Origin of the sequence: Methylobacterium sp. UNCCL125 (genome assembly GCF_900116795.1) — a bacterium.
In the GTDB taxonomy this organism is placed as follows: domain Bacteria; phylum Pseudomonadota; class Alphaproteobacteria; order Rhizobiales; family Beijerinckiaceae; genus Methylobacterium; species Methylobacterium fujisawaense.
On the sequence record NZ_FPBW01000006.1, the window covers coordinates 18,160 to 42,844 of the forward strand.

Below are 24,685 nucleotides of genomic sequence, written 5' to 3' on the forward strand. Positions count from 1 at the left end.
CTCCGATTCCGCCCGCTCAGACCGCGCGGACGGTCGCGAGGAAGCGCGTCACCTCGTCCTGAGATGCCCGGACCGGAGCGACAGCTCCGAGGCTGCAGTGAGAACCTGATCGGCCGCCGCTCCGGTTGCCTTCGCCGCGTCGGCGACGCCCGTGATGGTGCTGGTGACGTCAGCCGCCCCCTGGGCGGCCTGGGAGACGTTGCGGACGATCTCCTGCGTCGCGGCGCCCTGCTGCTCCACGGCGCTGGCGATCCGCGTCGCCACGGCGCTGAGTTCCTGGACTCGGCCGCCGATGCGCCCGATCGCCGAGACGGCGTCGCCGGTGGAGGACTGGATCCGGGCGACGTGGCCACCGATCTCGTCGGTCGCCCGCGCGGTCTGACCGGCCAGCGCCTTCACCTCTGCGGCCACGACGGCGAAGCCGCGGCCCGCCGCGCCGGCCCGCGCCGCCTCGATCGTGGCGTTCAGCGCCGGGAGATTCGTCTGTTCGGCGATGGTCGAGATCAGGGTCACGACATGACCGATCTGGACCGCCGCCCCGTTCAGATCCCGAACCAAGTGCGCGGTCGCCTCCGCGTCCGCGACCGCCGACTGGGTCAGCGCCGTCGAGCCCGCGACCTGGCGGCTGATCTCCTGGACGGAGACGCCGAGTTCCTCCGCCGCCGCCGCCGCGACGTTGACGGTGCTGGCCGCGAGTTCGGCCGCGCTCGCCACCCGGCCGGAGCGATCGGCGGTGTCGGCGGCCGCCTCATTCATGGCCGAGGCCGTGTCCTGCAGCGCAGCGACGGCGGCCGAGACCGTGCCGATGATGCCGCCGACCGTGCCCTCGAAGGCGTCGGCGATCTGCTGCATGCCGCTCCGCCGCCGCGCCTCGGCCGCGGCGCGGGCCTGTGCCGCTTCGTGCTCGAGCGTGCGCGCGCGGATCAGGCCGTCCTTGAAGACCTGGACGGAGGCCGCCATGACCCCGACCTCGTCCGCTCGCTCGGAGCCGCCGACGGCCACGTCGAGGTTGTTGGCCGCGAGCCGACCCATGATCTCGGCCAGGGACCGGATCGGGCGGGCGACCCGCTGCCAGACCCACCAGACCGCCGCGCCGGTCATGATCGCTCCGATCACGGAGAGCGTGATGGTGACGGACCACGCCGTCCGGAACGCATCCTCGGAGCGCTGGACCGAGACGTTCGTGCCCTCGGCGGTGACCTGGGCGAGATCCGCCAGGGCATCGAAGGCGGCCACCAGAGGCGGGCGGGCGGGCGCGATGGCGTCGCGGGCCGCGTTCCGGTCGCCGCGCCTGAGCGGGGCGAGGATCGCCTCCTGGGCGGTGCGATAGACCTTCCACCGCCCCTCGAATGCGTCCCAGAGCGCGCGCTCCCGGGGCGTCGTCGCGCGCACGCGATAGCTCTGGAAGGCCTCGGGGATGGTCCGATCCATCTCGACGAACTCGGCATCGAGGTCCCGGTTCTCACCGTCGTCGACGGCGACCACCTTGCGGATCGTCGTCGTGTGGTACCGCAGCATCAGGAATCGAATCGTATGGAGATCGTTGTCCTTGCGCACCCAGACGTCGCGGGTCTCCACGGCGGCGGCATTGATGGCCTGTATCTGCATCAAGCCGATGGTCGAGCTTGCGATAAACAGCAAAAAGCCGATTATCGATGGCAGTATCAGCTTCGAAACGATACTTCTTCGAAAGCTCATCTCGGGCACCACAGAGGACGACACCGGCGCATCGTGGCACACGAAGATGAAGGACAGATTTTTCGCAACCTCTACTTCGGAAGTGATCTGCGCCGCAGATCAGCGCGGAACGCATGACGCGTCGCCCGCCAAGGCCGTGCCGCGGGTCGAGCGCCGATCCAGTCGAAGGCGGGCGGCCGCGGCCCGATCAGGGCCGCAGGAGAACCTTGCCTACGGCCGCACGGCGGGTCAGCAGGCCGAAGGCCTCCGGGAAGTCCGCCAGCGGGTAGACGCCGTGGACCTGCGCGGTGAGCTTGCCCTCGGCCACCCAGTCGAGGAGCCGACGCTGGTCGGCCCGATGCGCCTCCGGCTCGCGTTCGAGGAAGGCGCCCCAGTGGACGCCCTGCACGTCGAGTTCCTTCAGGAGCATCAGGTTCAACGGCAGCCGCGGGATCTCCCCGGCGGCGAAGCCGATGACGAGGAACCGGCCGCGCCAGCCGAGCGCCCGCAGGGCCGGCTCCGCGTAGGCATCGCCGACCGCATCGTAGACCACGTCGATCCCGCCCCCGGAGATCCGGCGCAACTCGTCCTTGAGCGTCGCGGGATCGTAGACGAGGCCGGCCTCGGCGCCGTGGGCGCGGGCGACGGCGAGCTTTTCCTCCGAGGAGGCGCAGGCGATCACCCGGGCGCCCATCAGCCGCCCCAGTTCCACGGCGGCGAGACCGACGCCCCCGGAGGCCCCGAGGACCGCCAGCCATTCGCCGGGCTGCAGGCGGGCACGGTTCGCCAGGGCATGGAGCGAGGTGCCGTAGGTGATGGTGAGCCCGGCCGCCTGCTCGTCCGGCACCGCGTCCGGCACCGGCGTGAGCCGGGCGGCGTCGAGGGCGATGAGTTCGGCGCAGCAACCGTGCCCGGCATGGACGATCACCCGGTCGCCCACGGCCACGCCCGAGGCCCCTGGCCCGAGCGCCTCGACCACGCCGACCCCCTCGCCGCCCGGCGAGAACGGCAGGGCCGGCTTCACTTGGTAGCGCCCAGCCACGATCAGCGTGTCGAAGAAGTTGAGCGCCGCGAGCCGCATCCGCACCAGGGCCTGCCCGGGACCCGGAACCGGATCGGGGCGCTCCACGATCTCCAGATGCTCCGGCCCGTCGAGCCTCGTGCACAGCAGCGCCCGCATTCCGTGTCTCCTCCCCGGCGTTTCTCCGCCGATGAGGCCCGAACCGGCCGTGCGGTCAAGCCGTCCCGATCATCTCGCGGATTCGGGCGCCCAGCACCTCCACCACGAACGGCTTGGTGATGACCTGCATCCCGGCATCGAGCTGGCCGTTGCCCAAGACGGCATTCTCCGCGTAGCCGGTGACGAACAGGACCTTGAGCCCCGGTCGCGTCACCCGGCCGGCCTCGGCCATCTGGCGCCCGTTCATGCCGCCCGGCAGACCGATATCGGACACGAGCAGGTCGATGCGCACGTCGGATTGCAGCACCCTGAGGCCGGCCGCGCTGTCGGCGGCCTCGATCGCCGTGTAGCCGAGATCCTCCAGCACCTCGGTGACCAGCATGCGCACGGTCGGCTCGTCGTCGACCACCAGCACGGTCTCGCCCGGCGCGGCCCGAGGCGGCGCGCCGACGGCGGTATGCGGATCCTCCTCCGCGACCGCGCCGCGATGGCGGGGCAGGTAGAGGCAGACCGTGGTACCCTTGTCGACCTCGGAATGGATCCGCACTTGGCCGCCCGATTGCTGGGCGAAGCCGTAGATCATCGACAGGCCGAGGCCGGTGCCCTGCCCCAGCGGTTTGGTGGTGAAGAACGGCTCGAACACCTTGCCGACGATCTCGGGCGGCATGCCGATGCCGGTATCGGTGACGCAGAGCGAGAGGTACTGGCCCGGCGGCATGTCGTGACGCCGGGCGGCGCGCTCGTCGAGCCAGGCATTGGCGGTCTCGATCGTGATCCGGCCGCCCTCCGGCATGGCGTCACGGGCGTTGATGCACAGGTTGAGCAGGGCGTTCTCGAGCTGCGGCGGGTCGACCAGGGCCGGCCAGAGACCGGGCGCACCCATCACCTCGACGATCACGGCGGGGCCGACCGTCCGCCGGATCAACTCTTCCATGCCGGCCACGAGCCGGTTCACGTCGGTGGGCTTCGGATCGAGGGTCTGCCGCCGCGAGAAGGCGAGCAGGCGATGGGTCAGGGCCGCGGCCCGCTTGGACGCTCCCTGCGCGGCATTGATGTAGCGGTCCACATCCATGACGCGACCCTGGCCGAGGCGGGTCTGGATCAGCTCCAGGGATCCGGAGATACCGGCGAGCAGGTTGTTGAAGTCGTGGGCGATCCCGCCGGTGAGCTGGCCGACGGCCTCCATCTTCTGCGATTGCCGCAGGGCCTCCTCGGTGGCGGCCAGGGCGTCGGCGCGCTCGCGCTCTGCGGTGAAATCGCGGCCGACGGCGTTGATCACACCCTCCCCCGGCCGGGCCGCCCAGCTGATCCAGCGGTATCCGCCGTCCCGGTGGCGGTAGCGGTTGTCGAAGCGCGCGAGGCTCGATCCCGTGGCGAGCTGCTGCGCGCCCTCGACGGTGCGGTCGAAATCGTCCGGATGGACGAAGGCGATGAGCTTGGTTCCGATCAGCTCGTCCGGCCGCCAGCCCAGCACCTCGGTCCAGGCCGGGTTCACCGCGGTGATCGTGCCGTCGAACAGGCAGCGCAGCATCATGTCGGACGAGAGCGTCCACAGGGCGTTGCGATCGGCGGTGCGTTCCTCGACCTGCTGGGCCAGGGTGGCGTTGAGGTCGCGCAGCTCCGCGAGGGCGGATTCCAGGCGGCCCTGGCTCTCCTTGAGGGCGGCGTCGGCGCGCACGCGGGCCGTGGTCTCGTTGGTGAGGATGAACAACCCCGTGACCCGCCCCGCGGCGTCGAGGACCCGCGAGTACGAGAAGGTCCACCACGTCTCCCGGGAGCCCCGGTCGGTGTCGAGCTGCCAGGGCAGATCGATGAAGCGCTCCGGGCTGCCTGCCATGGCCGCGTCGATGATCGGCTTGGCCTGATCCCAGGCATCGGCCCAGACCACGTCGAACCGCTCGCCCATGGCCCAGGCCAGACGGGGCCCGAGCAGCGGGAAGTAGGTGTCGTTGAAGAAGAAGTGGAGATCGGGCCCCCAGGCCAGGATCATCGATTCCGGCGAGTTGAGAACGAGCGAAAGGGCCGCGCGGAATTCCGCCGGCCAGGTCCCCGGGGGGCCGAGGGGATGGCCGGTCCAGTCGCGTGCGCGGATCATCCGCGCGGCCTCGCCGCCGCCGGATAGAAAGGAGAGGGGATCGATCACAAGTTCTGAGCGATACAGGTCATGGACTTACCGCGTATGACCGTCTTCGACGCCATCTCCAAGCCAGGGCGGCCCTGTGGATGCCTGTAGTCGGAGACCAGCCCGACGTCACAGCCCGACGTCACAGCCCCGTCATTCCGGGACTGCGAAGCAGGATCCAGACCTCGACCGCGTGCCGGCATGGCTGGCGGCGGCTCTGGGTTCCGGGCTCGCCCGGGGGTGCCCGGGAATGACTGGGATTGCAGGACGGCAGGGCCTGGATCGCGGCGATCCGTTGACCTGATCTCTCCGCGCAGGCCTCCAACACCGCCCTCTGGACCGGCGGCAGTCCGTGCGGACGAAATACGTTGACCCGGGCACGTGCAAGAGCGTGGGCCAGGGCAGACGGCACAACCGGCGGCCGGCATTTCAGTCGACAGCGACGCAGCCCACGCCGAAGCCGAACGGCTGTTCGCGTTCGTCAGCGACCTTCTGCAGACGAGCCTGCCCGTCCCGGCGGGCATCCTGCATGTTGGAGCGACAGCGATACCCGGGTGCCTGACCGAGGGCGATCTCGCCGTGCCCGGAACGCGGGATCGAGCTGAACTGACGAATTCTCGTCCTCCACGGAGGCGCACCGAACAGCGCATCTCGGTGTCCAATGGACCGCCGGAGGCGGCTGCCTCGACCGGTTGCACCCTTTCGTCGAAACCCTGCGGGCCGGCCCGGTGCTGTGCGGCGCGACGACGCCCCCCAAGCGGGCGCACGCGACCAAGCCGATGGCGCTCTACCGGACGCGCGAGGACGACGCCATCGCCCCTGTACTGAACCCGCGCCCACCGGATCGATGAGCGTCGTGCCGGCCCGCTCCGCTCCGGTCGCGAGGACGGCCAGGTTCAGCCGCTATCCGCGCTAATGCGCCTCCTGCCAGTTCCCCGCCGCGTTGGCCTCCACCACCAGCGGCACCCGCAGCGTGAGGGCCGGCGCCGGCGCTTCCTCCATCACGCCGCGGATGATCGGGATCGCCCGCTCCACCTCGTCCTCGGCAGCCTCGAAGACCAGCTCGTCGTGGACCTGCAGGAGCATGCGCACCCCGAGCTTCTCGTCGGCCAAAGCCCCTTCCATCCGGGTCATGGCCCGGCGGATGATGTCGGCGGCCGAGCCCTGGATCGGCGCGTTGATCGCCTGCCGCTCGACACTGGCGCGCTCGGACGGGTTGTTGGAGCGGATCTGCGGATAGTGGCACACCCGGCCGAACAGGGTGGTGACGTAGCCCTTGTCCCGGCAGCTCTTCTTGGTCGCATCGATGTAGTCGCGGATCCCGGGGAACTGCTCGAAATACTGCTTGATGAACGCTGAAGCCTCCTCGCGGCCAATGCCGAGCCGGTCGGCGAGCCCGAAGGCCGAGATGCCGTAGATGATGCCGAAATTGATGGTCTTCGCCCGGCGCCGCAGGTCGGGCGTCATGTCCTTGAGCGGCACGCCGAACATCGCCGAGGCGGTGGCCGCGTGGATGTCGATCCCGTCCGCGAACGCCTTCCGGAGTTCCGGGATATCGGCCATGTGGGCCAGGAGACGCAGCTCGATCTGGGAATAATCCGCCGAGATCAGCCGGTTGCCGGGCGCCGCCACGAAGGCGCGGCGGATGCGCCGGCCCTCCTCGGTGCGGATCGGGATGTTCTGCAGGTTCGGCTCGGAGGAGGACAGCCGGCCCGTGGTGGTCGCCGCCAGGGAGAACGAGGTGTGGACGCGCGCCGTCTCCCGGTCGGCGTGCGTCTGGAGCGAATCCGTGTAGGTGGATTTCAGCTTTGAGAGCTGCCGCCATTCTAGGATCTTCTTGGGCAGCTCGTGCCCGGCCTGGGCCAGCTCCTCCAGCAGGGTGGCTGGCGTCGCCCACTGGCCGGACGGCGTCTTCTTGGCGCCCGGCAGGCCCATCTTCCCGAACAGGATGTCGCCGATCTGCTTCGGCGAGCCCACCGAGAATTTCTCGCCGGCATCCTCCTGGATTTCCTCTTCCAGGCGCACGAGGATCTGCGAGAAATCCCCCGAGAGGCGGCTCAGCATGTCCCGGTCGACCCGGATGCCGCGCTGCTCCATCCGGGCGATGACCGGCAGGAGCGGGCGCTCCAGGGTCTCGTAGACCGCGACCCGGTGCTCGGCGACGAGGCGCGGCTTCATCATCCGCCACAGGCGGAGCGTCACGTCCGCATCCTCGGCCGCGTAGGCGGTGGCCTTGTCGATCGCGACCCGGTCGAAGCTCACCTTGTTGCGGCCGGTGCCGGCGACATCCGAGAACGTGATCGGCTGGTGGCCGAGATGGCGGCGGGCCAGCTCGTCCATGCCGTGGCCGCCCTTCCCGGCATCGAGGACGTAGGAGATTAGCATCGTGTCGTCGAAGGGCGCCACCTCGACGCCGTAGCGGGCGAGCACGACCCAATCGTATTTGAGGTTCTGGCCGACCTTCAGGACGCCGGGATTCTCCAGAAGCGGCTTCAGTCGGGCGACGGCATCCTTCAGGGGGATCTGGCCCGGGACCGGCTCGACCACGTCGGAGGGCGCGGCCCCTTCGCCGAACAGGTCGGTGGCGTCGGCCTGCACCTTGGCGGCCTGCACGTGCGCCAGCGGGATGTAGCAGGCCCGTCCCGTGGACACCGCCAGCGAGACGCCGACCAGGCCGGCCTTGTGGGCGTCGAGCGCGTCCGTCTCGGTGTCGACCGCGATCACACCGGCCTCCTCGGCCTCGGCGATCCAGGCGTCGAGCTGCTCCAGAGACGTGACGGTCTCGTAGGCGGCGGTGTCGAAGGGGGCCACGGCCTCCGCGGCCCGGGCCGCCACGACGTTGCCGGGCGTCGCCTCGACGGGGGCCCGGGGCTTGGCGGGCGCGTCCGGCAGGTCGAGATCCGCGAAGGGGTCCACCGCGCCGCCCTCGGGCGGTGCGGCGCCCGGCGGGCGCTCGGCCCCGGCCGCCGCGGTCTCGGGATCCGGCGGCACGGAATCGCCGAAGAATGGCACCGCGTCGCTGCCGCCGGCCCCGTTGCCGTAGCCATGCGGCCGGGCGCCGGGCAGGAGCCGCGGATCGGGCTTCACCGCCTCGGGGTCGACGTGCAGCATCTGGGCGATGCGGCGCGTCAGGGTGTTGAACTCCATCGCCTTCAGGAAGCCGACGAGCTTCTCCGGATCGGGCTCGGGCACGCCGAGATCGTCGAGCGGCACCGGGACCGGCACATCCTCCATCAAGGCCACGAGCTTGCGCGACAGCTTGGCCTGATCGACGTTGGCGAGCAGGGTTTCCCGGCGCTTGGGCTGCTTGATCTCGCCCGCCCGCTCCAGCAGCGCCTCGAGGCTGCCGAACTCCTTGATCAGCGCCGCAGCGGTCTTCAGGCCGATGCCCGGCACACCCGGCACGTTGTCGGAGGTGTCGCCGATGAGCGCCAAGGCGTCGCCGATCTGGTTCGGCTGAAGGCCCTCCCATTTGGCGATGATCGCCTCGACATCGAGGTTGCGCTCGGGCCGGTAGCCCGGCTTGCCCTTCGCACCGGATTCGAAATCGTAAAACCGCACCTGCGGTCCCACGAGCTGCATCAGGTCCTTGTCGGAGGAGACGATGATGACGCCCGCGCCCCGCGCCTCGGCCTGGCGGGTATAGGTCGCGATGAGGTCGTCGGCCTCGTAGCGTTCCAGCTCCACCGCGTGCAGGCCGAAGGCCCGCACCGCGTCGCGCATCAGCGGCATCTGCCGCTTGAGGTCGTCGGGCGCGTCCGGGCGGTGGCCCTTGTAGTCTGGGAACATCTCCTTGCGGAACGACCCTTCCGACTTGTCGAAGACGATTCCGAGATGCGTCGGCATCGTGCCGGCGGCGCCGTCCTGCAGGAACTGCGCGATCTTCGTGCAGAACAGCCGCACGGCGCCGGTGGGCATCCCGTCGGAGGGGCGCGAGTTGTACTTCTGGTCCTGATTGATCGACTGGAAATAGGCCCGGAAGATGAACGACGAGCCGTCGACCAGGATCACCTGATCGCCTGGGCCGACGGACTTTATTTCGGGCTTCGCGTCGGTCATGGGCTCAGGCGGCTCGGGGCGATCAGGAATCGGGCGCGCGGGCGAGTTCGGCGCGGCAGGCCGCGACGAGAACGGGCAACTCGTGGTGGACGGTGAGCCAGACGATGTCCAGCGTCACCCGGTGATAGCTGTGGCGATAGACGTTGCCCGCATCCGCGATCTGTCGCCACGGCACGTCCGCATACCGGTCCTTCGTCTCGGCGCTCAATCGGCGGCTCGCCTCCGAGACGATCTCCAGGCAACGCATGACTGCGAAGTGCGTGCGCTCGTCCGCCCCGAAAGTCTCGAGCGTGAACCCCGCCACAAAGCGAGCGGCACGCTCGGCGTTGGCAATGATGTCGGCGCAGGCGGTCCGCTCGCGCTCAGAAAGCGAAAACGGCATCGCGCTCTGCGTGCTTTCGGACCCGATCCTTGAGGGCCGCCCGGTCCGCCACGTCGACCCGGATCGGAAACAGATCATCGATGAAATGGCACAACCCGACATAGCCGAAGAGACCGCCGACGACGGGCGCATCGATGTCGATCAGCACGTCGAGGTCGCTATCGTCCCCGGCGTCCCCACGGGCGACCGAACCGAACAGCGCCGCATGCAGCACCCCGCGGCGGCGCAGTTCCGCTTCGTTCGTGCGGAGGATGTCGAGGGCGAGCTGCTTGTCCATGGCGGCGGGACCGGAGGGAATCGGCGGCCATCAGCATAGCAGAACCGCGGGGTTGGAGGATCAGGCCGCGAGCTCTTGCCCCAGGGCCTCCACCCGGCGCAGGTCGTCCACGAACGCCGCGTAGGCCTCTTCCTTCGCCTCGTCGGGCAGGCGCAGCAGGTAGGAGGGGTGGACCGTGATGAAGCCCTGGAAGCGGTTGTCGAACCGGTCGAACCGGAATGGGCCCCGCGCCCGGGTAATCGGGACGGCCTTGCCGGTCAGCGCCAGCACCGCGGTCGCGCCGAGGGCGACCACGAGCTTCGGAGCCACGAAGTCCAATTCCCGGTCCAGCCACCAGCGGTAATGGCTGACCTCGCCCGCCGTCGGCTTCTGGTGGATGCGGCGCTTGCCGCGTTCTTCGAACTTGAAGTGCTTGACCGCATTCGTGAGATAGCTCGCCCCACGGTCGATCCCGGCCTCCGCCATGGCGCGGGAGAGCAGTTGCCCCGCCGGTCCGACGAAGGGTCGGCCCTGCCGGTCCTCCTGATCGCCGGGCTGCTCGCCCACGAAGGCGATCGTTGCGCCCACCGGCCCCTCGCCGAGCACGGCCTGGGTGGCGCCCGCGACCAGCGGCTCGGTCCGTCGGATGATCGCGTTCAGCTCCTCCAGGGTCTTCGGGTCCTGGTCGGCCATGGCGGCGACGGCGCGGGCCGGGTCGCGGCGTGTGGGCATGGTCGGCTCCCTCTCGATCATCGCTTCGGTGCGCCCGGCCGCCGCGCGGACGAGGGCGGGGATGGCGGCCGTCTCGGGCATGTTGTGCCAGTACTTCTTGGGCATCTCGGCCCGCATGGCCTTCAGGTTGGTGCGGGCCGGGTTGAACGTGCTCTCGTAGTAGGTCTGCCAGCCGGCCTCGAACCCGTCGCCCTCCGGCAGCTGCGCGCGGTCGCCCGGCGGTCCGAAGGTCAAGGCCTCCGTATCCCAATGCGCCGATCCGTCCGGCGTGAGGATCGACCAGCGCATCCCGCGGAAGCGATTGACGAAGAACGGCGCCGCAGCCTCGAGAATGTGGTGATCCGGCTCGAACCACGCGATGTAGCGCTCCCCATCCGGCCCCTCAGCCCGGCGGAAGCGCAGGAAGGCGTGCATCTTGTGGAGGTCGCGCCCGATCGCCTTGGCCAGACGGTGCAGGCGGTGGACCAGCGGATCGCTGCCGACCTCCATCAAATGCCGCTCGCCGTGGCAGACGCGCCAGATCAGCGCGTAGAGCAAGCCATAGCGTTCCGGATCGCGGTGCGGGATCACCTGCGGGATCAGAGCGGCGACGGGCTTCGGCAGGGCTAGCGGCGGGCTGAGGGCATGCGCCGCGCCGGTGCCGAACAGGCCGGGGGAGTCCGCCTCCGACCATGTCACCCCCTCGGGTGGGACACCCTCCGCGACGAGGCTCCGGACGGCGGTGCGGAAGCCGTCGAGATCGGCGCCCGGGCGCAGGAGCATGGCGCGCGGCGCGCCGGCATTCCCGTGTCCGCTTGCAGGGGAACGGAGCATCGCGTCTGCGGCCTTTCTCAAAACAGGCTCAGTTGCGCCGCCGGCTCGACCAGTCGCGCCCGCAGGTCGAGCCGGTCGGTGAGCCCCACCGGACGATGATCGGCGGCGACGAGGAACGGCCGGGCCCGCTTCAAGCCCGAGGTCAGGCGGGCGACGTCGTCGAGGCGCAGGGTCGCGTGCCGGCGCGCCTTGACGATCTTGTCCACGGCCCGGGCGCCGAGCCCCGGCACCCGCAGAAGCCATTCCCGATCGGCCTTATTCACGTCCACGGGGAACTTGTCCCGGTGCTTCAGCGCCCAGGCGAGCTTCGGGTCGATGTCGAGGGCGAGCATCCCGCCCTCCGACGCGTCGGCCACTTCGTCGGGGGTGAATGCGTAATACCGCAGCAGCCAGTCGGCCTGGTACAGCCGGTGCTCGCGCTGGAGCGGCGGCGGCTTCGGCGGCAGGATCGCGGACCCGTCCGGGATCGGGCTGAAAGCGGAGTAGTAGACCCGCTTCAGGCCGACGCTGCCGTAGAGCAGTGCGCTCTTGCGGATCAGCGCCTCGTCGGTGGTGGCGTCCGCGCCGACGATCACCTGCGTCGAGTGGCCGGCCGGCGAGAAGCGGCGCTTCTCGGCCTTGGCCTGCACGATGCGCTCGCCGATCTGGGCCATCGCCCCCTGGATCGCGGCGCCGTCCTTCTCCGGGGCGAGGCGTTCGAGGCTCGCCTCGGTGGGCAGCTCGACGTTGATCGAGAGCCGGTCGGCGTAGAGACCGGCCTCCTCGATCAGCCAGGGGCTCGCCTCCGGGATCGACTTCAGGTGGATGTAGCCGGCAAAGCCGTGATCGCGCCGCAGCGACTTCGCCACCCGGGTCAGCAGCTCCATGGTGTGGTCCGGCGACTTGATGATGCCCGACGAGAGGAACAGGCCCTCGATGTAGTTGCGCCTGTAGAAGTTCAAGGTGAGGTTCACGACCTCCTCGACGGAGAACTTGGCCCGCCGCACGTTCGAGGAGCGCCGGTTGATGCAGTAGGCGCAATCGAACAGGCACCAGTTGGTCAGCAGGATCTTCAGCAGCGAGACGCAGCGCCCGTCCGGCGTATAGGCGTGGCAGATCCCCGCCCCGGTGGTCGACCCGAGCCCGTCCTTGCCGGCTGCGCGCTTCGGCGCGGCCGAGGAGGCGCAGGAGGCGTCGTACTTGGCGGCATCCGCGAGGATGCGCAGCTTCTTGGCCAGGGTCTCGTCCATCGAACAGACAATGAACAACCCGGCCAAAGGTGCAAGGCCGCCCCGCCTTTCACCCCGGGCAGCGATGCCGCACCCGTCACACCATGTCGTCCGGCTCCAGATCGACCACCCGGCGGGCGAGGTCGTAGGCGAAGCCGGCGCGGGCCATGGCGGCAAGGTCCCGGTCGCGGTGCGCCGCCCGCTGATCCGGGCGGCGATACGGCCCGAGGCGCCGCCGCTTGGCGTAGGCCCGCGCGGCCTGGTCCTCGATCGCCTCCGCCTCACCGTCCGGCAGGGCGTCGCGCTCCGCCAGCATCGCGGCCTCGACGACATCGCGCGGAACGCCCTTGGCGGCGAGCTTGGCCGAGACGCCGCGGCTCGACGTGCCGCGGCGGCGCAGGGTGGCGAGGCGGGTGTCGGCGAAGCGCGCGTCGTCCACGAGGCCGGCCGACACCGCCCGCGCGACGGTCGTCGTCACGAGGTCGGTGAAGAGCGCGGGATCCTCGCCCCGAGCGCGGGCCCGCTTCTGGACGCGGCGCGCAAGGGTCCGGCGCAGCATCTCGGTCGAGGCGCTGTAGCGCTCCAGATAATGGAGCGCCGCCCGCTCCAGCCACGCCGGGCTCACAGGGCCGGGCGGCTTGATCTCGCGGTCGCGACCTTCTGGCGCGGATCCTGCAACGAATGGAGATTTCACCGGTTCTTCACGATCTCGACAGGTTTGCGTTCCATGACTCGGGCATGGAACGCGCGCAACGCGACAGGCTCGGCCATGGCCCGAACCACCGTTCTTCGTCAGGCGATCCGCAGGGTCGACGGAACCGTCGGCTGCCACGTGCGGCAGCTATCCTGATGCGGCGTGAATGGCTCCTGGTCCTCGTTGCCCTGGGGCTCGCTGCGGCCGCGGCCGCAATCGTCTATCTGTCGCGCCCGAATACCCTGACGGTGGCGGTCGGCCCGCAGGACGGCCCCGAGGCCGCGCTGATCGAAGCCTATGCCAGCGCCCTCGACCGGGCACGCGAGGATGTCCGGCTCAAGGTCGTGCGCTACGGCGACGTGCGCGACAGCGCCCTCGCGCTTCAGCGGAACAAGGCCGACCTCGCCGTGGTCCGGCCGGACGTGTTCCTGCCCGAGAACGGGCTGACCCTCGCGATCCTGCATGACGAGGCCCTGGTCATCGCGGCGCCGGAGGCGGCCGATATCGACGACATCCCCGCGCTCGCGCGCAAGCGGCTCGGCATCGTGGTCCGGCACAGCGCCGACCTGTCCTTCCTGACGAACCTGCTCTCCTTCTACGACCTCGTGCCGGACAATGCGGGCGCGGACGCGCCGGAGGCCAGCCCTGCCGCCGAGGCGGAGCCCGGTCATGTCACCGTGGTGCCGCTCAAGATCGGCGAGGTGACCGCCGCCCTCGCCGACAAACGCGTCGATGCGGTGGCGGTGATCGCGAGCCCCGCCTCCAAGCCCGCGGCTTCCGTGGTCCGCGCCGTCGAGCTGGGCTCGCCGGAGCGGAAGGTCGGCTTCGTCTCGATCCCGGACGGCGACGCGATCCTGCAGCGCTTCCCCGAATTACAAGCGGTCACGATTCCGGCCGGCACCTTCGGCGGCCGGCCGAAGCGCCCCGACGAGGAGATCAAGACCGTCGGCGCGTCCTACCGCCTGATGGCGCGGGGCACGGTCAGCCGGGTCGCGGTCGCCTCGGCGACGCAGCACCTGTTCGAGTGGCGCTCGCGTCTGGCCTCGGCGGCGCCGGTGGCCAAGCTGATGAAGGCGCCGGACTTCGACACCACCGTGGCGGCGACCTCGGCGCGCCTGCCGAACCACCCCGGCGCCGTCGACTATTTCGAGCGCGAGCAGCAGACCTTCCTCGATCGCTATGAGGATTACATCTACCTGTTCGCCTTCTTCGGCGGCACGATCGGGTCCGGCATCGCCTGGATCGGCCAGCGCCTCGCCCGCAAGCGCCGGGAGCGCGTGGACTTCGTCCTCGACCGGCTCCTCGACATCATGCGCGAGGTGCGGGCGGCGACCAGCGCCGCCGAACTCGATGCGATCGCGATCGAGACCGACGGGCTGGTGGCGGACGTCGTCTGTTACGCCCGTGAACGCAGCATCGATGCGCGGACGGTCAGCGCGCTGATCCTGGCGGTGGACGGCGTCCATGCGGCGATCGCGGACGCGCGGCGGCAGGCGAGCGAGGCGGAGCCCCGGGCGGCGACCCGCACCCGCACGGCGCGGCTGCTCGCCCTCGACCTGCCGGCTGCGGAATAGCGGCGGGGCCGCGTGGCTGGCGGTGTCGGGATATCATGCTAACGGGAGCCATGTTCGATCCCGTCGCAGCCCTCAACACGGTTCTGGAGAACCTCGACCGCGAGGCCCGTGAGCCCACGAAGCTCCGGGCCGCGCTCGTGCCGCAACTGCGCCGGGTCATCGAAGAGGGCCACCGCGCCGCCGAGGCGCAGCTCCTCGAGGACCGCAACGGGCTGCGCTGCGCGCAGACCTTGTCGAACCTCACCGATGCGGTGGTCCGGGCGATTCACGATGCCGTGGTCTGGCGCCTCTATCCCAACGACAATCCGTCGACCGGTGAGCAGCTCGCGGTGGTCGCCACCGGCGGCTACGGCCGGGGCACGATGGCGCCGGGCTCGGACATCGATCTGCTGTTCCTGCTTCCCTACAAGCAGACGGCGTGGTCGGAGAGCGTCGTCGAGGGGATGCTCTACGTCCTGTGGGACCTGAAGCTGAAGGTCGGCCACGCCACCCGGTCGGTGGAGGAATGCCTGCGCGAGGCGCGGGCTGACATGACGATCCGCACCGCCCTCCTGGAAGCGCGATACCTGTTCGGCACCCGGATCCTCTACGAGGAGCTCGTGACCCGCTTCGACGCCGAGCTGGTGGTCGGATCCGCCGCCGAGTTCGTGGAGGCGAAGCTGCGCGAGCGCGACATGCGCGTCTCCAAGGCCGGCACCTCCCGATATCTCGTCGAGCCCAACGTCAAGGACGGCAAGGGCGGCCTGCGCGACCTGAATACCCTGTTCTGGATCGCCAAATACACCTACCGGGTCCGCGACCAGCTGGAACTCGTGAGCGCCGGCCTGTTCACCCCGGAGGAATACGCGCTGTTCGAGCGCTGCGACGAGTTTCTGTGGCGGGTTCGCTGCCACATGCACTTCGTGACGAAGCGCGCGGAGGAGCGCCTGTCCTTCGGCCTGCAGCCGCGGATCGCCGAGCGCTTCGGCTACGAGCCCCGGGGCGGCCTCTCCGGCGTCGAGCGCTGCATGAAGGCCTATTTCCGCATCGCCAAGGACGTGGGCGACCTCACCGCCATCGTCTGCGCGGAGCTGGAGGCGCGCCATGCCAAGCGCACCCCGGTGCTCGACCGCTGGATCGGCCGGTTCCGCGACCGGTTCCGGGCAACCGCCATGGAGGCGGAGGATTTCTGGATCGACCACGGCCGGGTGAACCTGCGGGCGGAGGACGCCTTCGAGCGCGACCCCGTGAACCTGATCCGGCTGTTCTGGCTCGCCGACCGGCACAACCTCGCGATCCATCCGGACGCCAAGCGGCTGGCCAACCGGTCCCTGCGCCTGGTGAACCCGTCGCTGCGCGTGGACCCCGAGGCGAATCGCCTGTTCGTCGAGATCCTCACCTCGCGGAACGCCCCGGAGGAGGCGCTGCGCGAGATGAACGAGGCGGGCGTGCTCGGCCGCTTCATCCCGGATTTCGGCCGCATCGTCGCGATGATGCAGTTCAACATGTACCACCACTTCACGGTGGACGAGCATCTGCTGCGCACGGTCGGCGTCCTGGCCGACATCGAATCGGGCCGGGTCCAGGAGACCTATCCGCTGGTCTCGCGCCTCGTGCATACGATCCACAACCGCATGGCGCTCTACGTGGCGATCCTGCTGCACGACATCGCCAAGGGCCGGCCTGAGGACCACTCGATCGCCGGCGCCGCCATCGCCGAGAAGCTCTGCCCGCGCTTCGGCCTGAACCAGGCCGAGACCGAGACCGTGCGCTGGCTCGTGGAACACCATCTGCTGATGTCCATGACGGCGCAGAGCCGCGACCTCTCGGACGCCAAGACGATCGAGCGGTTCGCCGCGAGCGTGCAGAGCCTGGAGCGGCTGAAACTCCTGACCATCCTGACGGTGGCCGACATCACCGCCGTCGGGCCGGGGGTCTGGACCGCCTGGAAGGGCACTTTGATCCGCACGCTGTACGACGAGACTGAAGTCTACCTGTCAGGCGGCCATTCCGAGATCGCCCGCACCGACCGGGTGCGCCTCGTGCAGATGGGCCTGCGTGAACAGCTGCCGGGCTGGGCCTCGGAGGAGTTCGATGCCTACGCGGCGCGGCACAGCCAGGCCTACTGGCTGAAGGTCGACGGCACGCGCCAGCTGAAGAACGCGATCTTCCTGCGCGACGTGGTGCGCGACGGACGGACCAGCGCCACCGACGTGGCCCTCGATCCGGTTCGGGGCGTGACCGAGATCACCATCTACTCGCCGGATCATCCCCGCCTGCTCGCCATCGTCACCGGCGCCTGCGCGGCGGCGGGGAGCAACATCGTCGACGCGCAGATCTTCACCACCACGGACGGGTTTGCCCTCGACACGATCTTCATCTCCCGCGCCTTCGAGCGCGACGAGGACGAGCTGCGCCGGACCAAGCGCATCACGGCGGCGATCGAGCGCGCACTGAAGGGCGAGATCCGCATCGCCGACCTCGTCGCCGACAAGCACCCGACGGCGAGCACCCGCGCCAAGACCTTCCCGGTGCCGCCGGACGTGATCATCGACAACGCCCTGTCGAGCCGGGAGACCGTCGTGGAGATCACCGGCCTCGACCGGCCGGGCCTGCTCTACGAGCTCACCACCGCCTTCAGCCGGCTGTCGCTCAACATCACGTCGGCGCATGTGGCGACCTTCGGCGAACGCGCCGTGGACGTCTTCTACGTCACCGACCTCACCGGCACCCGGGTGACGCAGCCCGACCGGCAGGCCGCGATCCGCAGCGCCGTGATGGACGTGTTCGCGCACGACGTCGCCACGCTGAAGGCCGAGGGTCTGGAGGCGCTCGTGGCGGCCCCGCCGCCGCGCGAGGCGTGAGCGGACGGGTTGATTTCGCAACCCCTTGGCCAGATATCAGCGCCGATTCCACGATCCCTCACCGATTCCCGCCCACGACTGAAACGTGATGACGAGCAACGACATGCCTCAGGATGACCAGCGCCAGACCACGGTCGAAGCCGGTGCCGGCGCGGCCCAGGATTCCGCGCCCGCGGGTCAGGGCGGCGAGTCGGCCTCCGTCGATCCCGTCGCGGAGGCCCTGGCTCTGCTGACCGCCGAGCGCGACGAGCTCAAGGACCGGACGCTGCGCACCCTCGCCGAGATGGAGAACCTGCGCCGCCGGACGGAGCGCGAAGTCGCCGACGCGCGCGCCTACGCGGTGACCAACTTCGCCCGGGACGTTCTCAACGTCGCCGACAACATCCGCCGCGCCCTCGACAGCGTGCCGGACGATGCGAAGTCCACGGCCGACGGCGCCCTGAAGGGTCTGATCGACGGGATCGAACTCACCGAGCGCGACCTCGCCAAGACCCTTGAGCGCCACGGCGTGAAGATCGTCGAGCCCCAGGGCCAGAAGTTCGACCCGAACCGCCATCAGGCCATGTTCGAGGTGCCGAACGCGGAGGTTCCGGCCGGTACCGTCGTGCAGGTCGTGCAGGCGGGCTACGTCATCGGCGATCGCGTCCTGCGCCCGGCCCTGGTGGGCGTCGCCAAGGGCGGCCCGAAGGCGGCGGCCAGCCCGGCGGACGCCGCCTGACCGACACTGCCGCTCGTCCCCGCGGCGCGGCCTATTGGCAGGGCAGCGCCGCGGAGAAATCCGAGATGAATCGCGCCGCCTCCCGGGTGTGAGCGGGCGCGCGCGGATCCCGGGCGACCGCACCGGCCTCGACCGTGAGGCGCCGGTTGCACGCGCAGCTCGTAAGCGTGCCCGACATCGGATCGGCCGAGCAGATGTCGTGACGGGCGCAGGCCTGGTCCAGCGCGTCGATCGGCCGGAATCCGGGACCCCGGTTACCCGGCCCGCAGAAGTTTCCGTAGATCAGGATGGCACCGCGCCCGGTGGGTCCGGGCGGGATGATCTCCTGGGCCCGTACCGTTACGGCGCAGGCCGCGAGCCCGAAGGCGAGCAAAGCTGTCGTGAGGGTGGTCGGTTTGGGGATGCTCACGGCCGATCCTGTCGGAGAAGACCCTCGATCCCGCACGGCAACGCCCGCGCGACATTCGGAATCGCCGCCCTGCACCGGCCATGACCTCGTTCGCGCGGCCGACGGATTCGCGAAGCCGAACGTCGCGTATGGCGTCCCAGCCCACGGGAAGCGTCAAGATCTCCGACAGCGAATATTTGTTAGAATCTATAATTCACGCCGGCCCTGACCAAGGCGAAACCAGATTCCTGTTTGCCGGCACCATAATATGCCGGAACGCTGGCGTTGTAGTACGTAGCAGCGGACGATCCGCGACCGAGATGGAGGTAGAGGGCCTCCACCTTGGCGGAGAGCTTCTCGGTGAAGGCGTATTCGATGCCGCCGCCGGCCGCATAGCCGGTCCGATCGGTCGCCGGCAGGGTGTAGGGATAGGATCCCGCATAGGTCGAGCGCGTGCCGCCGCCATACGCGAAGCCGCCGGTCCCGTAGATGAGGACGCGGTCGATGGCGTAGCCGAGCCGGCCGCGGACCGTCCCGAAATAGTCGAGGCTCGGCCGAACGCTGTAGTACGGCGTGGTGCCGAGATAGGCTGCATCCGCCTTGGCGAAGGCGGTGCCCTGGAGATCGGTCTCGAAGCCGACCACGAAGCCGGAGCCGGGCGTGAACTGATAATTGTAGCCGATCTGGCCGCCACCGGCGAAGCCGCCGCCCCGGCCGCCGCCCGTGACCGCGCCGTAGGTCGGATCGGTGAAGCCGCTGCTTCCGGTGCGGAAGGCGTATCCCGCATTCACACCGGCGTAGAAGCCGGTCCAGGTGAAGACCGGCAGCGACGGCGGCAGCGGCGGGGGCGGCGCACGGCGCGGCAGATCGGCCGCCTGAGCGGCGAACGCGAAGCAGCAGGCCGCGGCTCCCGTAAGGGCTGCGTGGATCTTGAGCGTCATGGACATCTCGTCGTGGAAGGCGGCGGAGCCGCAGGATCACAGGGTCAGGAGGAGCAGGCCGACGACGGTCACCGCCAGAATCAGGCATAGTGCGAGATCGAGGATGGCTGCTCCGCCGCAGGTCGGCGCCGGATGCGCGGTGCGAAGGCTGGACAGGGTGGTCATGACCGGTCCTCCCGGTATCCGGGCGTCTGCATCGCGGTCCTCATGGTCCGGAGGGCGCGTTTGGGCACGCCGAGAGCGGCAGGTGCCGCCGCCCCGCCTGAGGGGATGACGGGAGCGGCGGCCTGCGGCGCCTTCGGTGCAGCGGCGCGGTGGACCGTTTCCGCGACAGCCACACCGAGGACGGGCAGCGTGAGCGCGGCGGCGACGCAGACGATGCGCCGTAGCCGCGGAAGGGGGTCGTTCTGTCGCGGGCGGAACCCGGAGGCCGGAGGCAGGGTGAGGGGCGGTAGCGTCTCCAGGACCAGTCGGCGTGTCGGAACGGTCATGGTCCTGTGCTCCTCGCTTTACGTGGGAAATTTGACCACGCCGTCGATGTACGTGTGCAAAAATCCCACGTCAATTCGAAATCAGCGGATCGAGGTGCGCCGCCGCACGCAGTGGGATTGTATCCCACGGCACAAACCGTCACCATGCGATCATGTCTGAAACTGCCGATACTCCGCGGGACGGCGCGAGCCTGCACGCGCCGCTGGCGCGGCTGCTGCGCCCCCTCGTGCGCCTGCTGGTGGCCCGTGGAATCACCTTCCCTGCGCTGACCGACCTGTTGCGCGAGCTCTACGTGAACGTCGCCGAGTACGATTTCGCCCTCACCGGCAAGGAGCAGACCGACAGCCGCGTCTCGCTGCTCACCGGCATCCACCGCAAGGAGGTGCGGCGCCTGCGCGGGGCCGGCGCCCCGGTGAGTGCCGTGCCGGCGGTCGTCTCGCGCACCAGCCGGATCATCGCCCGTTGGATCGCCGATCCGGCCTTCACCGACCCGCAGGGTCATCCCCTGCCGCTGCCGCGGACCGCCGACGGCAACGCCCCCTCCTTCGAGACCCTGGTCTCGGGCGTGACCCGCGATCTGCGGCCACGGGCAGTCCTGGACGAGTGGCTCGACCGGGGCCTCGCCTTCACGGATCCACAGGACCGGATCGTTCTCGCCGAGGCGGCCTACGTGCCGCGGGGCGACGGCGCCGAGGGGCCGCAGCTCTACTATTTCGGCCGCAACCTGCACGACCATATCGCGGCCGCCGTCGCCAACATCGTCGGCGACGCGCCGCGCTTCCTGGAGCGGGCGGTCCATTACGACGGCCTGTCCAAGGACCTCGCGATCAAGCTCGAGGCGCGCGCCCGCGAGATCGCCATGGAGGCGCTGCAGCAAGCCAACCGGGAAGCGCACGCCGCCTGCCAGACCGATCCCGGCGGCACGCATCGGTGGAATTTCGGTCTCTACGTCTACACGGAAGCGGCGCCCTCAGCGCAACCCAAGGACGAGCGGTGAGAGGCCGGCCGGTGCGCGTCTTGCCGAACCGCCGGTTCGTCCTGCGCCTGCTCGCGGGCGGCGCGACCTTTCTGCCGGCCCCCGTCCGGCCGCAGGAGGCGCCGCGCGACCAGGGCATCGGCGGCACCGGCATGATGCGGACCGACGAGCCCCGCAACGGGCCCCTCGGCGAGGGCGACCGCGGGATCGGCGGCACCGGCGTGATCGGCACAATCCGCCGCTTCGGCTCGATCATCGTCAACGACCTGCGCATCGCCTATCCGCCGGACGTCGAGGTGCGCATCGACGGCACGGCGGCGAAGACGGCCGACCTCAAGATCGGGCAGGTGGTCCACGTGGTGGCCCGGCCGGAGGGCGCCGGACTCGCCACGGGGCGGATCGACGTGACCAGCGAGGTGGTCGGGCCGGTGGAATCGGTCGCGCCGGGGCGGTTGGTGGTCCTCGGCCAGCGGGTCTCGACGGCGGGTCTCGCCGGCGCCTGGAAGCCGGGGGCGCGGGTCGCGGTGAGCGGGCTGCGGCGGCCCGACGGCGTGATCGTGGCGAGCCTGATCGAGGCGCGGGATTCCGGGCCCGACCGCGTCGCCGGGCCGGTGCAGCGGATCGCGGGCGGCCTCGGGATCGGCGGCCTGCGCATCGCGGGGGCCGACACCCTCCCGACGGGCCGTCGCGCCCTGGTGACGGGCACGGCGGCGAACGGCGTCCTCACCGTGACCAACGCCGCGCAGGTCGGCCTGCCATTCCCGCCGGGGCTGAAGCAGGTCTCGATCGAGGCCTATATCGGCCGGTCCGGCAGCGGCTTCGATGTCGGCGCGGGCTATGCCGTTGTGGGGCGCCCGGGCGCGCGCGTTCCGCGCGCCGGGAGCGTGAAGGCGGTGCTGACCGCAGCCATCGCGCGGGACGGCGACCTGACGGTGGAGCGGCTGCGGATCGAGAACCGCATCGTGCCCGAGCCGCAACAGCCGGATGCCCCGCGGTTCGAGCGGGAACGCGACCGGCTCGACCTGCGCAATCTCCCCGATGAGCTGCCCGGTCGCTTCGGAGCCGAGCCCGGCGGCCGGCAGGGCAGCATCGGCGGCCCTGGCGGCATCGGCGAACCGCGCGGCCCCGCGATCGACACCCGGCCGGGGGGCACGGTCGTCCCCGGGGCGGAGGGTCCCGGCGGATTCGGGGCGCCCCGCGGCGGATTCGGCGGCGCACCGCCGGCCGCTCCGGGGGCGTTCCCCGGCGGCCCCGGGGGATTCGGCGGTCCTCCCGGGGGTCCAGGTCCGGGCCCCGGTGGAGGCGGCTTTGGCGGCGGGTTCGGCGGCCCGGGGGGCGGCCGGCGCTAGGCCGACCATCGTCTCTGCGCGCGATGCCGGGCTTCAGCCCTCCGCCTCCCGGTCGAGCAGCGCGCGCTTGCGCGCGACGCCCCAGCGATAGCCCGACAGGGCGCCGTCCGAGCGCACGACCCGGTGGCAGGGGATGGCGACCGCCACCGGATTCGCCCCGCAGGCCTGCGCGACCGCGCGCATCGCCGTCGGCAGGCCGATCGCCCGGGCGATCTCCGCGTAGGTCGCCGTGGATCCGACCGGGATCTTCCGCAGCGCTGCCCAGACCCGCTGCTGGAAGGCCGTGCCGCGGATGTCGAGCGGCAGGTCGAGGCCGCTGCCCGGCGCCTCCACGAGACCGATGACCTGCGCCATCCAGCTCTCGAAGGCCGGGTCGCCGCCCTCGATCTCCGCGGCGGGAAAGCGGCTCTGAAGATCGTGCAGGAGCGGCTCGGGCGCGTCGCCGAGGAGGATGGCGCAGACGCCCGCCTCCGTGGCGGCGACGAGGATCGCGCCGAGCGTGCAGGCGCCGATGCCGAACCGGATGCGCAGACCGGCGCCCCCCGTCCGATAGGCCGCCGGCGCCATGCCGAGGCGTGGCGCGCCCCCCGCATAGAAGCGGCTCGCCGCACCGTAGCCGGCTTCGTACAGCGTCTCCGTCACCGAGGCGGCGCCGGGCAGCCGCCGGGCCACCACGGCGGCGCGGTGGGCGGCGGCATAGGCCTTGGGCGTCACGCCGGTGGCAGCCTTGAACACCCGGTGGAAGTGGTAGGCGCTCAGGCCGGCGGTGCGGGCGAGTTCGGCGAGCGACGGCATCGTCTCGGCCGACTCGATCAGGCGGCAGGCGCGGACGACCGCCTCGGCCCGGCGCGCGGCGAGGCCGGGCTCGTCGGGGCGGCAGCGCCGGCACGGGCGGAAACCGGCAGCCTCGGCCTCCGCGCAGGTCCGATGGAAGCTGACATTCTCGGGCCGCGCTGCCCGCGCGGCACAGCTCGGGCGGCAATACACACCCGTGGTGCGGACCGCGTACACGAAGGTGCCGTCGGCCCGCGCGTCGCGGGCGGCGAGGGCCGCCCAGCGCTCGGCGTCGCTGAGGTCTGACCTTGGACCGTGGTTCATGGCGGCGGCACTATGCGGCTTGGCGTGGGCGTTGGGGAGGGGCATGAGGGGGCCTGCCGGGCGGTGGAGGACGCGCGCAGCACTCTGTCCGTCCGCCGCCGTGCCGGCATCCCGCTCCTTGCTGCCGAATCCGCTGTCCCGGGCGGCCGTTCGAGCGGGGGGCCATTCCACGAGTGCGCCATGGCTCCGAGCACGCCCGACCACATCCATGTCGGCCAGGATGGATGGCTGTTCCTGAAGACCGGGCGCAACGACGTGCTGGGCCAGTACGAGCGGCCGGAGGAGACCACGGAGCTGATCTGGCAGTGGCGCAGCCTCGTGACGATGCGGGAGCGGCGCCTGCGCGCCCAGGGAATCCTGTACCGCCACGTCGTCGCCCCGGAGAAGCTGATGATCTACGATCACCGGCTCGACGGGCTGACCATCCGGCCGAGCGCCTCGCCGGCCTATCGGCTCCTGCACAACGAGCCCCCGCCGGGTCGGTTCCGCGGGCCCTTCGGCCTCTATGCGGCCTGGCGCCGACGGACGCGCTGGCGCCAGACCTGCATCGATCTGGTGACGCCGATGCGGGCGCAGCGCGATACGGCCGATCTCTACTGCCGGACCGACACCCACTGGTCCGCAGACGGCTGCTATCTCGCCTACGCGGAGATCTGCCGGGCTTTGGGCGCCGAGCCCCGGCCGGATCTGCGGGAGCGGCCGTCCTTCGAGACCGACCACGACGGCGATTTGGGCAGCGCCTTCGACCCGCCCCGGCGGGCGCGCTCACGCACCGTCCTGATGCAGCAGGACGCGGTCCGGACCTATGGCAGCCCGATCGTCGAAGCCCGGGAGAAGGCCGGCCTGCTGCACACGCTGCATGTCGGCGCGCACGTGATCTACGGGAACGCCAAGGCCACCGATCCGCGCCGGCTGGCGCTGTTCGGCGATTCCTTCTCGCACGTCATGCCGTACATGCTGACGATCATGCTGGCCGAGACGTTCCGCGAGGTGCACTTCATCTGGAGCACCTCCCTGGACTGGCCGTATATCGAGCGCGTCCGGCCCGACATCGTGCTGACCGAGGTGGCCGAGCGCTTCATGGTCCAGCTGCCCAACGACACCTTCTCGGTGGAGCGCTACGCGCAGGACCGCTTCGGAGCGGAACTGGCAGCCGCAGGCGCGTGAGCGGCGCCCGCGGCTT

Annotated in this window: 20 protein-coding genes; 7 read left to right on the top strand and 13 right to left on the bottom strand. The window is 70.5% G+C overall.

The window, feature by feature from the left end:
• Positions 1-48: 48 nt before the first annotated feature.
• The 3 genes from BM396_RS07005 to BM396_RS07015 form a co-directional block, all read right to left on the bottom strand.
• Positions 49-1,698 carry a methyl-accepting chemotaxis protein gene (locus BM396_RS07005; RefSeq protein ID WP_348273015.1) on the bottom strand — a complete coding sequence of 550 codons (1,650 nt, stop codon included), beginning with the start codon at positions 1,696-1,698 and terminating at the stop codon, positions 49-51.
• A 187-nt stretch (positions 1,699-1,885) separates the two neighbouring features.
• A complete protein-coding gene (locus BM396_RS07010) occupies positions 1,886-2,857 on the bottom strand; it encodes an NADPH:quinone oxidoreductase family protein (RefSeq protein WP_043381055.1) in 972 nt (323 codons plus the stop codon).
• 55 nt (positions 2,858-2,912) lie between these two features.
• Entirely contained in the window at positions 2,913-4,952 is a 2,040-nt protein-coding gene (locus BM396_RS07015; protein WP_244538835.1) for a hybrid sensor histidine kinase/response regulator, read from the bottom strand.
• Between the two features lie 719 nt (positions 4,953-5,671).
• Here BM396_RS07015 and BM396_RS32690 point away from each other — a divergent pair.
• On the top strand, positions 5,672-5,830 hold the full coding sequence (locus tag BM396_RS32690; RefSeq protein ID WP_158713272.1) for a hypothetical protein: 159 nt from the start codon (positions 5,672-5,674) through the stop codon (positions 5,828-5,830).
• Between the two features lie 61 nt (positions 5,831-5,891).
• Here BM396_RS32690 and polA read toward each other — a convergent pair whose 3' ends face one another.
• The 6 genes from polA to BM396_RS07045 all read right to left on the bottom strand — a co-directional run bounded on the left by polA (position 5,892) and on the right by BM396_RS07045 (position 13,054).
• The gene (gene polA / locus BM396_RS07020) at positions 5,892-9,038 is read right to left on the bottom strand and encodes a DNA polymerase I (protein ID WP_043381060.1); all 3,147 of its coding nucleotides are present in this window, start codon (positions 9,036-9,038) and stop codon (positions 5,892-5,894) included.
• Between the two features lie 22 nt (positions 9,039-9,060).
• Complete coding sequence (locus BM396_RS07025; RefSeq protein ID WP_043381062.1) at positions 9,061-9,420, bottom strand: HepT-like ribonuclease domain-containing protein; 360 nt, start codon at positions 9,418-9,420, stop codon at positions 9,061-9,063.
• On the bottom strand, positions 9,401-9,697 hold the full coding sequence (locus BM396_RS07030) for a nucleotidyltransferase family protein (RefSeq protein ID WP_043356924.1): 297 nt from the start codon (positions 9,695-9,697) through the stop codon (positions 9,401-9,403). The genes BM396_RS07025 and BM396_RS07030 overlap by 20 nt, the downstream gene beginning before the upstream one ends.
• A gap of 60 nt (positions 9,698-9,757) precedes the next feature.
• Positions 9,758-11,221, bottom strand: coding sequence for a UdgX family uracil-DNA binding protein (locus tag BM396_RS07035; RefSeq protein WP_043381064.1), 1,464 nt, complete (start codon positions 11,219-11,221; stop codon positions 9,758-9,760).
• Between the two features lie 17 nt (positions 11,222-11,238).
• Complete coding sequence (locus tag BM396_RS07040; RefSeq protein ID WP_043381242.1) at positions 11,239-12,450, bottom strand: putative DNA modification/repair radical SAM protein; 1,212 nt, start codon at positions 12,448-12,450, stop codon at positions 11,239-11,241.
• 76 nt (positions 12,451-12,526) lie between these two features.
• Entirely contained in the window at positions 12,527-13,054 is a 528-nt protein-coding gene (locus BM396_RS07045; RefSeq protein WP_043381066.1) for a regulatory protein RecX, read from the bottom strand.
• A gap of 224 nt (positions 13,055-13,278) precedes the next feature.
• Here BM396_RS07045 and BM396_RS07050 point away from each other — a divergent pair, with 224 nt between their 5' ends.
• The 3 genes from BM396_RS07050 to grpE all read left to right on the top strand — a co-directional run bounded on the left by BM396_RS07050 (position 13,279) and on the right by grpE (position 18,258).
• A complete protein-coding gene (locus BM396_RS07050; protein WP_043349228.1) occupies positions 13,279-14,697 on the top strand; it encodes a TAXI family TRAP transporter solute-binding subunit in 1,419 nt (472 codons plus the stop codon).
• A gap of 50 nt (positions 14,698-14,747) precedes the next feature.
• Positions 14,748-17,540, top strand: coding sequence for a [protein-PII] uridylyltransferase (locus BM396_RS07055; RefSeq protein WP_043381069.1), 2,793 nt, complete (start codon positions 14,748-14,750; stop codon positions 17,538-17,540).
• Positions 17,541-17,643: 103 nt separating this feature from the next.
• A complete protein-coding gene (grpE, locus tag BM396_RS07060) occupies positions 17,644-18,258 on the top strand; it encodes a nucleotide exchange factor GrpE (RefSeq protein WP_043381244.1) in 615 nt (204 codons plus the stop codon).
• A gap of 31 nt (positions 18,259-18,289) precedes the next feature.
• On the opposite strand, the gene BM396_RS07065 is transcribed toward grpE, so the two are convergent.
• The 3 genes from BM396_RS07065 to BM396_RS33640 all read right to left on the bottom strand — a co-directional run bounded on the left by BM396_RS07065 (position 18,290) and on the right by BM396_RS33640 (position 19,752).
• Positions 18,290-18,667 (bottom strand): phospholipase A2 family protein, encoded by a 378-nt coding sequence (locus tag BM396_RS07065; RefSeq protein WP_081948603.1) that lies wholly within the window; start codon positions 18,665-18,667, stop codon positions 18,290-18,292.
• Positions 18,668-18,846: 179 nt separating this feature from the next.
• Positions 18,847-19,587: an outer membrane protein gene (locus tag BM396_RS07070; RefSeq protein ID WP_043381071.1), complete on the bottom strand. Its 741-nt coding sequence runs from the start codon at positions 19,585-19,587 to the stop codon at positions 18,847-18,849.
• 36 nt (positions 19,588-19,623) lie between these two features.
• Positions 19,624-19,752, bottom strand: a complete 129-nt coding sequence (locus BM396_RS33640; protein WP_257787384.1) for a hypothetical protein — start codon at positions 19,750-19,752, stop codon at positions 19,624-19,626.
• A gap of 478 nt (positions 19,753-20,230) precedes the next feature.
• On the opposite strand from BM396_RS33640, the gene BM396_RS07080 reads away from it, so the two are divergent.
• Positions 20,231-21,076 (top strand): DUF6502 family protein, encoded by an 846-nt coding sequence (locus tag BM396_RS07080; RefSeq protein ID WP_043349250.1) that lies wholly within the window; start codon positions 20,231-20,233, stop codon positions 21,074-21,076.
• A gap of 11 nt (positions 21,077-21,087) precedes the next feature.
• Positions 21,088-22,404, top strand: coding sequence for a DUF5666 domain-containing protein (locus BM396_RS07085; RefSeq protein WP_043381073.1), 1,317 nt, complete (start codon positions 21,088-21,090; stop codon positions 22,402-22,404).
• A 33-nt stretch (positions 22,405-22,437) separates the two neighbouring features.
• On the opposite strand, the gene ada is transcribed toward BM396_RS07085, so the two are convergent.
• Positions 22,438-23,502 carry a bifunctional DNA-binding transcriptional regulator/O6-methylguanine-DNA methyltransferase Ada gene (gene ada / locus BM396_RS07090; protein ID WP_043381076.1) on the bottom strand — a complete coding sequence of 355 codons (1,065 nt, stop codon included), beginning with the start codon at positions 23,500-23,502 and terminating at the stop codon, positions 22,438-22,440.
• A gap of 180 nt (positions 23,503-23,682) precedes the next feature.
• Between ada and BM396_RS07095 the strand changes: the two genes are divergently transcribed.
• Complete coding sequence (locus BM396_RS07095; RefSeq protein WP_043381078.1) at positions 23,683-24,669, top strand: alginate O-acetyltransferase AlgX-related protein; 987 nt, start codon at positions 23,683-23,685, stop codon at positions 24,667-24,669.
• The last annotated feature ends 16 nt before the right edge of the window (positions 24,670-24,685 follow it).

Bases quoted from the DNA above. Each gene is read 5' to 3' on its own strand.
- BM396_RS07005 (WP_348273015.1), bottom strand. From the start codon at position 1,698: ATGAGCTTTCGAAGAAGTATCGTTTCGAAGCTGATACTGCCATCGATA.
- BM396_RS07010 (WP_043381055.1), bottom strand. From the start codon at position 2,857: ATGCGGGCGCTGCTGTGCACGAGGCTCGACGGGCCGGAGCATCTGGAG.
- BM396_RS07015 (WP_244538835.1), bottom strand. From the start codon at position 4,952: ATGATCCGCGCACGCGACTGGACCGGCCATCCCCTCGGCCCCCCGGGG.
- polA (WP_043381060.1), bottom strand. From the start codon at position 9,038: ATGACCGACGCGAAGCCCGAAATAAAGTCCGTCGGCCCAGGCGATCAG.
- BM396_RS07025 (WP_043381062.1), bottom strand. From the start codon at position 9,420: ATGCCGTTTTCGCTTTCTGAGCGCGAGCGGACCGCCTGCGCCGACATC.
- BM396_RS07030 (WP_043356924.1), bottom strand. From the start codon at position 9,697: ATGGACAAGCAGCTCGCCCTCGACATCCTCCGCACGAACGAAGCGGAA.
- BM396_RS07035 (WP_043381064.1), bottom strand. From the start codon at position 11,221: ATGCTCCGTTCCCCTGCAAGCGGACACGGGAATGCCGGCGCGCCGCGC.
- BM396_RS07040 (WP_043381242.1), bottom strand. From the start codon at position 12,450: ATGGACGAGACCCTGGCCAAGAAGCTGCGCATCCTCGCGGATGCCGCC.
- BM396_RS07050 (WP_043349228.1), top strand. From the start codon at position 13,279: ATGCGGCGTGAATGGCTCCTGGTCCTCGTTGCCCTGGGGCTCGCTGCG.
- BM396_RS07055 (WP_043381069.1), top strand. From the start codon at position 14,748: ATGTTCGATCCCGTCGCAGCCCTCAACACGGTTCTGGAGAACCTCGAC.
- grpE (WP_043381244.1), top strand. From the start codon at position 17,644: ATGCCTCAGGATGACCAGCGCCAGACCACGGTCGAAGCCGGTGCCGGC.
- BM396_RS07070 (WP_043381071.1), bottom strand. From the start codon at position 19,587: ATGACGCTCAAGATCCACGCAGCCCTTACGGGAGCCGCGGCCTGCTGC.
- BM396_RS33640 (WP_257787384.1), bottom strand. From the start codon at position 19,752: ATGACCACCCTGTCCAGCCTTCGCACCGCGCATCCGGCGCCGACCTGC.
- BM396_RS07080 (WP_043349250.1), top strand. From the start codon at position 20,231: ATGTCTGAAACTGCCGATACTCCGCGGGACGGCGCGAGCCTGCACGCG.
- ada (WP_043381076.1), bottom strand. From the start codon at position 23,502: ATGAACCACGGTCCAAGGTCAGACCTCAGCGACGCCGAGCGCTGGGCG.
- BM396_RS07095 (WP_043381078.1), top strand. From the start codon at position 23,683: ATGGCTCCGAGCACGCCCGACCACATCCATGTCGGCCAGGATGGATGG.